The sequence below is a fragment of the Pseudomonas sp. GW458-11-26-14-LB4 genome (genome assembly GCF_059423925.1).
On sequence record NZ_JBWKYU010000003.1, the window covers coordinates 281,190 to 294,104 of the forward strand.

Below are 12,915 nucleotides of genomic sequence, written 5' to 3' on the forward strand. Positions count from 1 at the left end.
TTCCTGCAAGAAATCATTCAACGGAATGGCTCAGCGCTGATGCTTGAAGCCTCTGCCGTAATGGCGTTCGAGGCGATGCTGGATCAGTTCGAGACCGATGGATAACAGCCAATAGATGGCGGCTGCGGTGGTCAGCATTTCGATGTAACGGTAGGACGAACGCCCGTACGACTGCGCCAGAAACATCACTTCCCAAACACCCATGACCGAAATCAGGGACGAGTCCTTGAGCATCGAAATAAACTGGCTGGTGGTCGGCGGAATGATCGTGCGCATGGCTTGCGGCAGGATGATATGGATGAACGTCGCGGCCGGCCTCAGGCCCAATGCGGCGGCTGCTTCGCGCTGACCCGGGGCAACTGCGAGGATGCCGGCACGAAAAATCTCACTCAGATAAGCCCCGTAGTTGAGCGACAGCGCAATGATCCCGGCGCTGATTGCACCCGGCACCACGCCCAACTGCGGCAGCCCCAGATAGATCAACAGGATCTGGATCAACAGCGGTGTGCCGCGAAAGAACGAGGCGTAGAAGCTGGCGATACCAAACGCCACGGCGCTGCTCGACAGCCTGGCCAACGCGGTGACAAAGCCCAGCAATAACGAAAACCAGATCGAGCAGAAACACAGGAATATCGTCAGCGCGGCGCCCTGCAAGAACCCGTTCGGCCCCAGATGCAGGCCGACCAGGTTCGGCCACTTTTCCAGAATGATCGAAAACTTCAGATCGAAGCGCATGAAAAACCACACGCCCAGACCCGACAGCGCCGCCCACGTCAGATACAGACGCGTGCGAAAACCGAACAGCTGACGTGTCAGTGGCGGCTGCTTTTGCGGGGTAACAGCCGCTTTGGCCGGATGCGGGTTAATGGCTGTCATTGGCTGATATCAGAACCGATCCACTTGCGGGATATTTTGCTCAGCGTGCCGTCAGTCTTGAGTTGTGCGATGACCTCGGTGACTTTCGCATTCCATTGCGGATCGCCTTTTTCGACCGCCACGACGTTCGGTTCGGCATACAGTGGATCTCCGGCAATCTTGAAGCGCGGATCCTGAGCAATGCGTTCACGCGCGGTGATCAGGTTGGTGACCATGGCGTCCAGGCGCACGCCGGTACCCAGTGCGAGATCCTGGAAGGCGACGGTTTCATTGTCGTAAGGCGCGATCTGGACATTGTCGAACGGATAGCTCAACGGTTTGTCCTCGGCGCCTTCAATGACCAGATCCTTGTTCAGATAGGCCTCATAAGTCGACGCACTGATCACACCGACTTTTTTGCCGGACAAGTCCTTGCCAGTGGCAATGTCCTTGTCCTTTGCATTGACCACGATCACCGCCGGTGACTGGTAATACTCCACGGGAAAGTCGAACACTTCGGCCCGCGCCTTGCTCGGCGTCATCGAGCACACGCAGATGTCGTATCGACCGTTCCAGTGCCCGGCGGCAATCACGTCCCAGGAAGGCGTTTCAAGTTTCAGCTTGACCCCAAGCCGTTCGGCCACAGCTTTAGCGACATCCACATCGAAGCCGTCGAGCTGGTTCTGGTCATTGAGAAAAGAGAACGGCGGGTAACTCTCCATCAGGACACCGGTGAGTTCACCTTTTTGCGTCACGCGATCAAGGGTTGGCCCCGCAAATGCTGCAGCGCAACTGACGGCGAGCGCCAGGCCAAGTGTCAAATGTGTCGGGATCTTCAAGTGCGAATGCTCCAATCAGGAAAAACCTGATTAGATTAAAACGCACTATAAAATTAATATGAACTTCGTTTTGGGAATAAAAAGCTGCGCTTGGGCTATATGGATTCCAGACCTCACCCTTAAGCAAAGCGCGCTCCACTCCAAGCTCTGTAGGGGCAAGCAAACGATTAACTTGTACGATGTCATATCACAGGTTATTAGTACGCCTCCCTACAAAAATAAAACCACGGAGATTGCTACATGGACTCATCCCTGTCCGCCAAGCCTGAAAGCCTCGAACAGGTAAAGGGCAATACCCGCCGCAGCTTCCTGAAAAAATCCCTCGCTGTTTCCGCCACGCTCGCTACCGGCTCTGCCTTGCTGCCCAGTCTCGCTGAAGCCACCAAACCGTTGAGTCAACGCTACCCGGATCCACTGATTCACATCCTCGACGACAGCTTCCTCGACTTGCGTATTTTCAACGCCAGTGTGGAAAAACTCGCCACCGGCATGCGCTGGGCCGAAGGACCGGTCTGGGTCGGTGATGGCCGCTATTTGCTGGTCAGCGACATCCCTAATAATCGCATCATGCGTTGGGACGAAATCACCGAGACCTTCACCGTGTACCGTGAACACTCGAACTTTTCCAACGGGATGTGCCGGGATCGCCAAGGGCAGCTTATCGTCTGCGAAGGCTCTACCACCACCAGCGAAGGCCGCCGCATCACGCGCACCGAATACAACGGCACGACCACCGTGCTCGCCGACAGCTTTGAGGGCAAGCCCTTCAACTCGCCTAACGACATCGTCTGCAAAAGTGACGGATCGATCTGGTTCACCGACCCGCCATTCCAGACCGGCAACAATTACGAAGGCCACAAAATCACCCCGAGCCAACCCCACGCCGTTTACCGCATCGACGGTGAGAGCAGAAAGGTCACCCGGGTCATCGACGACCTTAACGGCCCCAATGGTCTGTGCTTTTCTCCCGACGAGAAAACCCTGTATGTCGTCGAAGGTCGCGCCAAACCCAATCGCCTGATCTGGGCCATTGCCGTGAAGGAAGACGGCACACTGGGCGAGCGCCGCAAGCACATCGAGGGGCTGGACTACGCGGCAATCGACGGTATCAAGTGCGACGAAGCGGGCAACCTCTGGTGCGGCTGGGGCGGCAATGGAGATCCCAGGGCTGACCTGGAAAAACTCGACGGCGTGCGGGTTTTCAATCCACAGGGCAAGGCCATCGGCCATATTTCGCTGCCAGAGCGCTGCCCGAACCTGTGCTTCGGGGGGCGCGAAGGGAACAGGCTGTTCATGGCAAGCAGTCACTCGATCTACTCGCTTTTTGTGAATACTCGCGGGACTGCGTTTGCATTGTGAGCACGCCGTTGTGCTCTTGATCGTTTGCTGAGTCTCGAAACAACATCTTGCCGCGCAACCAAGGATGCGCGGCATTCAACCCTTGCAGTCCCCTGCCTCACCGATGCGGCCTGGGGCTTTCAATCGATAAGTGCCTGAGCCGTTGCTGCCAGCTGACTCCCCACACGGTCCTTCAAACTGTCGATAAAGCGTGTGATCTTGGCATCGACGAACTGTCGAGACGTGTAGACCGCATACACGTTTCGCTCATACGTATGGTAGTCAGGCAGAACCCGAACCAGTTGGCCAGAGCGAAAATCATCGATAGCGGTAAATCCAGCCAGCAAGCCGATACCGGCACCTTGCCGAATGGCGACCGCCATCGCGTCCATGTCATTCACGCTGAAGCTCGGTCCGGTGGGAACGAAGGTCGCGTCACCTGCTTTGCTCTTGAGCTGCCACTCATCCCGCACATAGTCCACCGTTCCGAGCAGCAAGCATTGATGAGCGCTGAGTTCGTCAGGCGTGGTCGGGGTTCCGTGTCGTTCCAGATATTCGGGCGACGCTGCCAGAACGCAATGACTGACGCCGATCTTCTGACTGACATAGGCGGAATCCGGCAGCGTACGAGCGATCAGGATCGAGACATCCAGCTGGTCCTCGAGCAGGTTGGGCATGCGTTGCGAGAGCATCAAATCCACGGTGACGTCCGGAAATTCATCGCGGTACGCCAGCACTGCGCCGGTCACCAGGTGCCGAGCGAGTCCAGGTACGCAGTGCACGCGCAAGGTTCCTCTTGGCTTCAAGGCTGCATTGCTCGCTTCGGCTTCTGCACTTTCCAGGTCAGCCAGGATTTTGATGCATCGCTCGTAGAACCGACGACCCGCGTCGGTCACCGAAAGACGTCGGGTAGATCGTTGCAACAGACGCGCATCGAGCACATTTTCAAGTGCCGAGACGGCGCGCGAGACATTGCCGACAGTGGAGTCCAGATGGTTCGCAACGGCCGTGAAACTGCCCATCTCGACCACTTTTATGTACACCGACATATTTGAAAGTTTATCCATCCTGATCGTCCTTCAGACCTGCAATCCGCTCGAGACAAGTGCGGATGCTACACCCTCCCCCCCGGCAACCGATATTACCTCTGGGGACAACAATGATTCCCTCGTGGCCGGCTAAATCAAGCGACTCACCTTCCATAGACTTGGTTTCACGGAGCGCTTGCCCGTCCCTGACAACCAACCAAAGGCCACACCATGAACAACTCCTACGATCAGCTTTATCTTTTCATCGGTGGTGAATGGATCGATGCGCAAGGTCGCTCTACGGCAGCCGTCGTCAACCCTGCGACCGGGCGTGAAATCGGACGTGTTCCCCTCGCCACTGCCGGCGACCTTGACCGCGCCCTGGAAGTGTCCCGAGTGGGCTTCGAACAATGGCGGCAGACGGTGCCGGACCAGCGCGCGAAAATCCTCAAGCGCGCCGCCGATCTGATCCTGGAACGAGCCCCGCACATTGCAGCGCAGATGACCCTGGAAGAAGGCAAGCCACTGAGCGAAAGCATGGATGAAGTGGTGCGAGCCGCAGAGTATTTCGAATGGTTCGCCGAAAGCGCTCGGCGCATCGACGGCCGTGTTGTACCTGCCAACCGCCCCGGTGTACTGCAACTGGTCAAACGCCAGGCCATTGGCCCGGTCGCAGCTTTCACGCCGTGGAATTTTCCGGCCATCACGCCTGCCCGCAAACTGTCGGCGGCCCTGGCGGCGGGTTGCAGCGTGATTCTCAAACCCGGAGAAGAAAGTCCCTCCACCGCGCTGGCCCTGGCACGGGCGCTGGACGACGCAGGCCTGCCCAAAGGCGTGCTGCAAGTGGTCTTCGGCGTACCGGATCAGGTGTCCAGCCAGCTCATTGCTTCTCCGATCATTCGAAAAGTGACATTCACAGGCTCCGTGCCCATTGGAAGGTTGCTCTCGGCCCGCGCCGCCGAGGGCGTGAAGCCCATTACCCTTGAGCTGGGAGGTCATGGCCCGGTGTTGGTATTCGCCGACGCTGATGTCGAGAAAGCCGCAGTAGAGGGGGTCGCAAACCGCTTTCGCGGTACCGGCCAGGTGTGCATCTCGTCGACCCGGTTCATCGTTCAGCGTGGCGCCTATCAAGCGTTTGTCGATCACTTTGTCGCGGCCACCAAAGCCCTGAAAATCGGCGACGGCTTCGATCCACAGACTCAGGTCGGACCGCTCGCCAACCCAAGGCAGTTGGTCAAGATGGAGCAATTGATAGCCGATGCCGTCGAGAAAGGCGCACGGGTATTGGTCGGTGGCGAGGCGCTTCCCGGAGACGGCTTTTTCTTCCAGCCCACCGTTTTGGCAGACGTGCCCATGAACGCCCGCATCATGCACGAAGAACCTTTCGGCCCCATCGCCGTGTTGATGCCTTTCGACGAGCTGGCCGACGGCCTGCAAGAAGCGAATCGATTGCCGTATGGCCTTTCGGCCTATGCGTTCACTTCCAATGCACGAACAGCCATCGACGTGGCCGACGGACTGGAAGCCGGAATGATCGGGATAAACCAGTACCGCATCGTCACCACCGAGCTTCCGTTCGGCGGCATGAAAGAAAGCGGTCACGGCTCGGAAGGCGGCGTTGAAGGCATCGAACACTACCTCACCCACAAATTCATCAGCCAGGTTTAACGGAGCTCCCATGTCCACGATCAATTTCAGCAGTCCTCGCGAAGCGGCCCGGGCGTTCACACCCAAGCTGTCGGATTTCGTCGACGCAACGCTTTATCCGCAGATCTGGGCCGATCCTGGATTGTCACTTCGCGACCGCAGCCTGATTACCGTCGCTGCATTGATTGCCGGGGGGCACTCAGAAGAATTGCCCGCTCACTTGCGCCGGGCAATCACCAACGGCGTCAGCCTGGACGAAATTGCCGCAGCGATTACCCACCTGGCGTTTTATGTGGGTTTTCCCGGCGCCATCACTGCATCGGCCATCGCCGATGCCACGTTTTCCGACTCGGAGAAGAACCCGCTATGAAAGCGATCAACATCAGAGAATTCGGCGCCGCAGATGTCCTGGAGCTCGTCGATGCGCCCGACCCCGAAGTCCGCCCCACCGACCTTCTGGTGCGGGTTTACGCCGCTGGCGTGAACCGTGCCGACCTGACCCATCGCACCGGTGGTTATGGGCATCCGAATTTCGGTGACTCGCTGATCATCGGACTGGAGATCGCTGGCGAGGTGATCCAGACAGGCAGCGAAGTGACCGGCTACGCCGCAGGAGACCGAGTGATGGGCGTCGTTGGCGGTGGCGCCTATGCCGAACTGGCGCGCATCGACTACCGCATGGCCATGCCGATCCCCGCGCAACTGGATTATGTACACGCAGCGGCTATCCCGGAGGTGTTCGTCACCGCCCATGAAGCGATGATGCACCTGGCTCGCCTCAAGTCCGGCGACTCGGTGTTGATTCATGCGGCGGCCGGCGGTGTCGGCTCCGCAGCCGTGCAACTGGCCTACGCCACCGGCGCCACGGTGTATGCCACCACAGAGGGCAGCAAGTTATCGCGTGTCGAACATCTGGGGGCTGACGTCGCGATTGACTACAAGACCCAGGACTTCGCCCAAGTCATTGCCGATAAGACCGATGGTCGAGGGGTCGATGTTGTCATCGACTTCATCGGCGAACCCTACTTCGCACGCAACATTGCCTCGCTTGCTCACGGTGGCCGACTGGTGCAGGTCGGGATTCTCGGCGGTGGCGGCCAGGTAAGCGTAGAGCTCGAACACATCCTCTATCGGCATCTGCAAATCATCGGCACGGTGATGAAATCCCGCACACAACCGGAAAAGCACGCCATGATCCAGCGCTTCCGTGAGCATTGGCTCGATCGTTTCGACGGCGCAGGGAGCCTGGAACCGGTGGTGGACAGCACATTTGCGCTGGCGCGGGCTGCCGATGCTCACCGGCGAATGGAGTCTTCAGAGAATGTCGGAAAAATTATCCTGACCATGCGTCCGGAGGATTCGCCGTAACACACCCGAAGCGTTCAAGGATGAACATTCATTCATCGAAAACAGGATTCGATGCGTCTAGTCTGCGGGTTACGACATAGTGACTACAGGAGTAACCCACCATGTTCTCGCACGAAAGCATCCCACTGATCATCCTTTTCACCATCCTGCTGCTCGGCGTACTCACCGCCGTCCTTCATCCCGTGCATGCGTTCTACAGTTGGCTCCAGAGGCGCAGGGAAAGATCCGCTGCCGAGGCTGCGAGCGAGGCGGATTCGCACTGATGCGCATGACTGGCCCGGAGGAATCCGGGCCTTTTTCCGCCTGCTGGCGACAGCACCGCAAACCACAGTGAACACTATTCGCGCCCTCTCCCCGCTACCCAGGCAAGCCTTCAGCTTGTGATGTCGGTTCTGCGCATTTGCGCGAAAAAATTGCCGCTTGATTGTCAGGTGGCTTTTTTCCGCCTATCGTGAACAAAACCTATACAGAAATACCGTACTCGTACAATTATTTGGGGTGCTGATCCGCCATGTCGCGCAACACTGCAGCGGGAAAGCGAAATTAGACGGCCGCAACCCTGTACGCGCGCTTCATGGCGTACAAGAAAGCATCTCCAGCGCGGTCCCTCGACCCCCTCTGCCATCAGGGAGTAAAGCAATGACTCGATTAGTGCTGTTATTGACACTGCTACTCAGCATCGCAAGCTGCACCAGCGTGGATGTCAGCCGTTATGCCGATCAACAACCAGCCCTCGATCTGCAGCGTTTTTTCAGCCAGCCCGTCAAGGCCTGGGGAATGTTTCAGAAGCGCGGCGGCGAAGTGACCAAGCGCTTTGAAGTCAACATCGTCAGCCGTCGCGAAGGCAACAACCTGATTCTCGACGAGCGTTTTCTGTATAGCGACGGTACTCGCCAACACCGCGTATGGACATTGACGCCCGAGGGCCAGGGACGGTGGAGTGGTCGCGCCGGTGATGTCGTAGGGGTTGCCCAAGGCCAGGTGGCCGGCAACACATTTCACTGGCGTTATCGGCTGAACGTACCGGTCGACGACTCGACCTATGAAATGAGCATGGACGACTGGATGTACCTGATGGACGAGGACACGTTGATCAACCGCACCAGCATGTCCAAGTTCGGGGTGGAAGTCGGTCAGGTGACTTTGTTCTTCCGCCGCCAGGGCGCCGAAGCAAGCCAATGAACCGTAAAATGAACACTACCCGCCGCTTGTGCCTGGTACTGGGCGACCAGTTATCGTTCGACCTGGCTTCCTTACAGGGACTCGATGCCGAGCGCGACACGGTGTTGCTGGTTGAGGTCATGGAAGAAGCCAGCCACGTGCCCCACCACCCACAGAAGATTGCCCTGATCTTCAGCGCCATGCGCCATTTCGCCCAGGCGTTGCAAGATCAGGGTGTACGCGTTGAATACATCAGGCTGGATGATCCGGAAAACAGCGGTTCGGTGCCGGGTGAATTGCATCGCTGGCAAGCGCTGTTGCAGGCCGAAGAAGTGCACGTCACCGAGTGTGGCGACTGGCGGCTGGAGCAATCGATGAAGGAATGCGGTTTGCCAATTCACTGGCACGCCGATACGCGTTTTCTGTGCGGTCGCGAAGAGTTCGCCGCCTGGGCCAAGGGCAAGAGACAACTGCGAATGGAGTTTTTCTACCGGGAGATGCGTCGCAAGAGCCGGTTGTTGCTCAATGGCGACGGCTCGCCGGTGGGTGGCGCATGGAACTTCGATGCCGAGAATCGCAAGGCCCTGCCCAAAAGCGTGAAGGCACCCTACCCGGCGCGCTTCAGCAACGACGCAATCACCAGCGAAGTACTGGCACTGGTCAAGGCGCGTTTCAGCCAGCACTACGGTGCGCTCGATGACTTCAACTATCCCGTCACCCATGCCGATGCGCAGGCTCTTTGGGCGTACTTTCTCGATTACGGTCTGGCCGGGTTTGGCGATTACCAGGACGCCATGGCCAGTGATGAGCCGTTCCTGTTCCACGCACGCGTCAGCGCAGCACTCAACATCGGCCTGCTGGATCTGCGCCAATTGTGCAGCGACGTGGAGTCGGCGTACTGGTCCGGCAGCGTTGCGCTCAATGCCGCCGAAGGCTTCATTCGGCAACTGATTGGCTGGCGTGAATACGTGCGCGGCGTGTACTGGCTGAAGATGCCTGATTACGCGCAGGGCAACTCGTTCGGCAACACCCGGGCATTGCCCGAGTTCTACTGGACCGGCGACACGCAAATGAACTGCATGCGCCACGCCATCGGGCAAAGCTTGCAGCACGCCTACGCGCATCACATTCAGCGGCTGATGGTCACCGGCAACTTCGCCCTGCTCGCCGGCATCGCGCCGAGCCAGATCTGCGAGTGGTATCTGGCGATCTACATGGACGCCTTTGATTGGGTCGAGCTGCCCAACACGCTGGGCATGGTCATGCACGCCGATGGCGGTTATCTCGGTTCCAAACCCTATTGCGCCAGCGGCCAGTACATCAATCGCATGTCGGATTACTGCCGCGGTTGCGCGTACAAGGTCAGCGAAAGCACGGCGGACAATGCCTGCCCGTTCAACTCGCTGTATTGGCATTTCCTGATGCGCCACGGCGAACTGCTGCGCGGCAATCAGCGCATGGCCATGATGTACAGGAACCTCGACCGCATGCCGCAGGCCAAGCAAGAGGCACTGTGGCAACGCGGCCAGTCGTTGCTGGCCCGCCTGGATGACAGCGAATCGATTTGAAATCAGCGTTCACCCAAAACGACCTTGCTCCATCAGTGAAACTTAACGACGAAGCAACCTGTCAACGGATCAGCAGCCACAACGCTTCCCGATATTGACGGCACCTGTCGGGCATGCCCAACACTCTGAATCGGCCCCTGAAAAATTCAACCAAGAAGGCGAGATGGACACCCTCAAACACCTTAGTCGCGAAGCGCTCGAGTCCGAGGTCAAGCGATTACGCGCCGCCTTGCAGAGCACTGAAGCCGACGATGAGCGCGACATCACGGCGCGACTGCAAGCCAGTCAGGCCGCGCTCGCTCGTAGTGAGGCGCGGCAGCGGGCGGTTTTCGAGAGTGCAGTGGATTTCGCGATGGTCGTCACTGACCTTGGCGGATACATCACGGAATGGAACTGCGGCGCGACCAACGTGCTGGGCTGGTCCGCCGATGAAGTTCGCGGTCAGAGCGCATCCTGCTTTTTCACCCCTGAAGACCGCGCCGCCGGCCGCGTCGAACAGGAAATGCAGCGCGCCCTTGTCGAAGGCCGTGCCTACGATGAGCGATGGCATTTGCGTAAGGACGGCGAGCGATTCTGGGCCTCTGGCGAGCTGATGCCGCTCTACGATGAAGACCAGACTCATTTGGGCTTCGTGAAAATTCTCCGCGACCGTACTCAGGAACATCTGTTCGGGCGCGCCATAATCGAAACCAAGGAACGCTATCGACTGGCCGTAATGGCCACCAGCGATGCGGTGTGGGACTGGGACCTGCAAACCAACCAGATCATCTGGAACCAGGCGTTGCAACAGGCGTACGGTTTCGCGCTGGAGAACGTTGATCCCAGTGGCGACTGGCGGTTCGCGCGGATCCATCCTCAAGATCAGACGCGGGTGCTGACATCGATCCGCGCCGCCATCGATGGCGACGGCACGACATGGAGCGCGGAGTATCGATTCTGCTGTCAGGATGGTTCCTATGCCGAGGTGCTCGATCGAGGTCACTTGATCCGCAATCAATCCGGCAAGGCCGAACGCATGATCGGCGCGATGCTTGACCTCACGCGCTCGCGCAGTGCCGAAACGGCGTTGCGCGAGAGTGAAGAGCGTTTCAGCACCATTCTGGAAACCATCGAATCGGCGTTTGCCATCGTCAAAGTCAAATTCGACGCCAACGACGAGCCTGTCGACTACTACTTCGTTGAAGCCAACCCGGCGTTCGAGCGCCAGTGCGGGGTCAACCTGCGCGGTAAATGGGTGACCGAATTCGCGCCCAATCTTGAGCGCTTCTGGTTCGAAACCTACGGCCATGTGGCCAAGACCGGGGAGCCGGCGAACTTCGAGAATTACGCCAATACCTTCGAACGCTGGTTCGATGTGCGTGCCGTGCGGGTCGGCGATCCGGCCGACCGGCAGATCGCGATCCTGTTCAACGACGTCACCGAACGGCGCGACGCCGAGGAGCGCTTGCGCGCCAGTGAGGCGATCGCCCGGGAGAACGTCGAGCGCGTGCAACTGGCGCTCGCGGCCGGCGCCATTATCGGCACCTGGCACTGGGATCTGCTGACCGACCGTTTTGCCATCGACGAAGGCTTCGCCCAGGTGTTCAACCTCGACCCGAGTCTGGGGCGCGAAGGCCTCAGCCTCGAACAGGTGATCACCAGCGTGCACCCCGACGATCGGGATGGACTGACCACGGCGATCGACGAAGCCATTGGCCGCGGTGGCGCCTATTCCCATCAGTACCGTGTGCGCCGCGCGGACGGCAGATACCAGTGGATCGAAGCCAACGGTCGCGTTGAGTGTGCCGATGACAACAAACCACTGCGCTTCCCCGGCGTACTGATCGACGTCGAGGAACGCCGCACCGTCGAGGCAGAGCGCGACGGGGCTATCGCCGCCTTGCGTGCGCTCAACGACACACTCGAACAACGGGTGTCAGCGCGCACCGCCGAGTTGATGCAAGCGGAGGAAAAACTGCGTCAGTCGCAAAAGATGGAAGCGGTCGGCCAACTGACCGGAGGCCTGGCTCATGACTTCAACAATTTGCTGGCCGGCGTTTCCGGTGCACTGGAATTGATGAGTACGCGGATCAGTCAGGGCCGGTTGAGCGAAGTCGACAAATACATGGTCACCGCACAGGGCGCGGTCAAGCGTGCCGCCGCCCTCACCCACCGCCTGCTGGCGTTCTCCAGACGCCAGACCCTCGATCCGCGACCCACCGACGTCAACATGCTGATGACCGGCATGACCGAACTGATCCAGCGCACCGTGGGCCCGAGCATTCTTCTGGAAACCATTGGTTCGCCTGTGCTCTGGCCGACACTGGTGGATGCCAGTCAGCTGGAAAACGCATTGCTCAACCTGTGCATCAATGCCCGCGATGCGATGCCCGACGGCGGACGCATTACCATCGAAACGGCCAATCGCATCATGGACGCCGAGACCGCCGGCGCGCTGGATATGCCCGAGGGTGAATATGTGTGCCTGTGCGTCAGCGATACCGGCACCGGCATGTCGGCGGATGTGATCGCCAAGGCCTTCGACCCGTTCTTTACCACCAAGCCGCTGGGCCAGGGCACGGGGCTGGGCTTGTCGATGATCTACGGGTTCGCCAAACAGTCCGGCGGCCAGGTGCGCGTGCACTCGCAGGTCGACCGGGGCACCACGATGTGCATCTACCTGCCTCGTCACCGTGGCGATCCCGTGCAGAATCACGATGACAAGCATATCGCGCCGGCGGTAGTACCCAAGGCCAGCGAGACCATTCTGGTGGTGGACGATGAACCGACCGTGCGCGCCTTGTTGACCGAAGTGCTTGGCGATCTCGGCTACAACTTGCTCGAAGCAGGCGACAGCGTTGCCGGGCTGAAGGTGCTGCAATCGAATGTGCATATCGACTTGCTGATCACCGACGTCGGCCTGCCGGGTGGCATGAATGGCCGACAGCTGGCAGACGCCGGGAGAGAGATCCGGCCGAATCTGACGACACTTTTCATTACCGGATACGCAGAAAACGCAGTGATCGGCGCCGGCCAGTTGGGGCCCGGCATGCAGGTGCTGACCAAGCCTTTCGCGGTCGACACGCTGGTGGCGCGGGTCAGTGAACTGATGTGCTCAAGATCTGAATGAAC

11 protein-coding genes are annotated in these 12,915 nt (G+C 59.1%); 8 read left to right on the forward strand and 3 right to left on the reverse strand.

The genetic code is table 11. The features are described from left to right. Positions 1-30: 30 nt before the first annotated feature. Positions 31-876 carry an amino acid ABC transporter permease gene (locus tag AC07XZ_RS06325; RefSeq protein WP_011334213.1) on the reverse strand — a complete coding sequence of 282 codons (846 nt, stop codon included), beginning with the start codon at positions 874-876 and terminating at the stop codon, positions 31-33. After that, positions 873-1,694 (reverse strand): ABC transporter substrate-binding protein, encoded by an 822-nt coding sequence (locus AC07XZ_RS06330; RefSeq protein ID WP_102686134.1) that lies wholly within the window; start codon positions 1,692-1,694, stop codon positions 873-875. The genes AC07XZ_RS06325 and AC07XZ_RS06330 overlap by 4 nt, the downstream gene beginning before the upstream one ends. A gap of 240 nt (positions 1,695-1,934) precedes the next feature. Here AC07XZ_RS06330 and AC07XZ_RS06335 point away from each other — a divergent pair, with 240 nt between their 5' ends. After that, positions 1,935-3,053 carry an SMP-30/gluconolactonase/LRE family protein gene (locus AC07XZ_RS06335; protein WP_102686133.1) on the forward strand — a complete coding sequence of 373 codons (1,119 nt, stop codon included), beginning with the start codon at positions 1,935-1,937 and terminating at the stop codon, positions 3,051-3,053. A gap of 119 nt (positions 3,054-3,172) precedes the next feature. Here AC07XZ_RS06335 and AC07XZ_RS06340 read toward each other — a convergent pair whose 3' ends face one another. Next, positions 3,173-4,099, reverse strand: a complete 927-nt coding sequence (locus AC07XZ_RS06340; RefSeq protein WP_102686132.1) for a LysR family transcriptional regulator — start codon at positions 4,097-4,099, stop codon at positions 3,173-3,175. A gap of 192 nt (positions 4,100-4,291) precedes the next feature. Between AC07XZ_RS06340 and AC07XZ_RS06345 the strand changes: the two genes are divergently transcribed. From AC07XZ_RS06345 to AC07XZ_RS06375, 7 genes are all read left to right on the forward strand, one after another. After that, a complete protein-coding gene (locus AC07XZ_RS06345; protein WP_102686131.1) occupies positions 4,292-5,728 on the forward strand; it encodes an NAD-dependent succinate-semialdehyde dehydrogenase in 1,437 nt (478 codons plus the stop codon). A gap of 10 nt (positions 5,729-5,738) precedes the next feature. Beyond that, the gene (locus AC07XZ_RS06350; protein WP_102686130.1) at positions 5,739-6,077 is read left to right on the forward strand and encodes a carboxymuconolactone decarboxylase family protein; all 339 of its coding nucleotides are present in this window, start codon (positions 5,739-5,741) and stop codon (positions 6,075-6,077) included. Continuing rightward, on the forward strand, positions 6,074-7,075 hold the full coding sequence (locus AC07XZ_RS06355; RefSeq protein ID WP_102686129.1) for an NAD(P)H-quinone oxidoreductase: 1,002 nt from the start codon (positions 6,074-6,076) through the stop codon (positions 7,073-7,075). Before AC07XZ_RS06350 ends, AC07XZ_RS06355 begins: the two co-directional genes overlap by 4 nt. A gap of 101 nt (positions 7,076-7,176) precedes the next feature. Further along, positions 7,177-7,338, forward strand: a complete 162-nt coding sequence (locus tag AC07XZ_RS06360) for a hypothetical protein (RefSeq protein WP_165369533.1) — start codon at positions 7,177-7,179, stop codon at positions 7,336-7,338. A 376-nt stretch (positions 7,339-7,714) separates the two neighbouring features. Continuing rightward, positions 7,715-8,257: a DUF3833 domain-containing protein gene (locus AC07XZ_RS06365; protein ID WP_102686128.1), complete on the forward strand. Its 543-nt coding sequence runs from the start codon at positions 7,715-7,717 to the stop codon at positions 8,255-8,257. Positions 8,258-8,265: 8 nt separating this feature from the next. Beyond that, positions 8,266-9,804, forward strand: coding sequence for a cryptochrome/photolyase family protein (locus AC07XZ_RS06370; protein ID WP_102686127.1), 1,539 nt, complete (start codon positions 8,266-8,268; stop codon positions 9,802-9,804). Positions 9,805-9,967: 163 nt separating this feature from the next. Beyond that, entirely contained in the window at positions 9,968-12,913 is a 2,946-nt protein-coding gene (locus AC07XZ_RS06375) for a PAS domain-containing hybrid sensor histidine kinase/response regulator (protein WP_102686126.1), read from the forward strand. Positions 12,914-12,915: the final 2 nt, after the last annotated feature.

Excerpts from the sequence above, each read along its gene's own strand:
- AC07XZ_RS06325 (WP_011334213.1), bottom strand. The coding sequence starts at position 876 with ATGACAGCCATTAACCCGCATCCGGCCAAAGCGGCTGTTACCCCGCAA.
- AC07XZ_RS06335 (WP_102686133.1), top strand. The coding sequence starts at position 1,935 with ATGGACTCATCCCTGTCCGCCAAGCCTGAAAGCCTCGAACAGGTAAAG.
- AC07XZ_RS06340 (WP_102686132.1), bottom strand. The coding sequence starts at position 4,099 with ATGGATAAACTTTCAAATATGTCGGTGTACATAAAAGTGGTCGAGATG.
- AC07XZ_RS06345 (WP_102686131.1), top strand. The coding sequence starts at position 4,292 with ATGAACAACTCCTACGATCAGCTTTATCTTTTCATCGGTGGTGAATGG.
- AC07XZ_RS06350 (WP_102686130.1), top strand. The coding sequence starts at position 5,739 with ATGTCCACGATCAATTTCAGCAGTCCTCGCGAAGCGGCCCGGGCGTTC.
- AC07XZ_RS06355 (WP_102686129.1), top strand. The coding sequence starts at position 6,074 with ATGAAAGCGATCAACATCAGAGAATTCGGCGCCGCAGATGTCCTGGAG.
- AC07XZ_RS06360 (WP_165369533.1), top strand. The coding sequence starts at position 7,177 with ATGTTCTCGCACGAAAGCATCCCACTGATCATCCTTTTCACCATCCTG.
- AC07XZ_RS06365 (WP_102686128.1), top strand. The coding sequence starts at position 7,715 with ATGACTCGATTAGTGCTGTTATTGACACTGCTACTCAGCATCGCAAGC.
- AC07XZ_RS06370 (WP_102686127.1), top strand. The coding sequence starts at position 8,266 with ATGAACACTACCCGCCGCTTGTGCCTGGTACTGGGCGACCAGTTATCG.
- AC07XZ_RS06375 (WP_102686126.1), top strand. The coding sequence starts at position 9,968 with ATGGACACCCTCAAACACCTTAGTCGCGAAGCGCTCGAGTCCGAGGTC.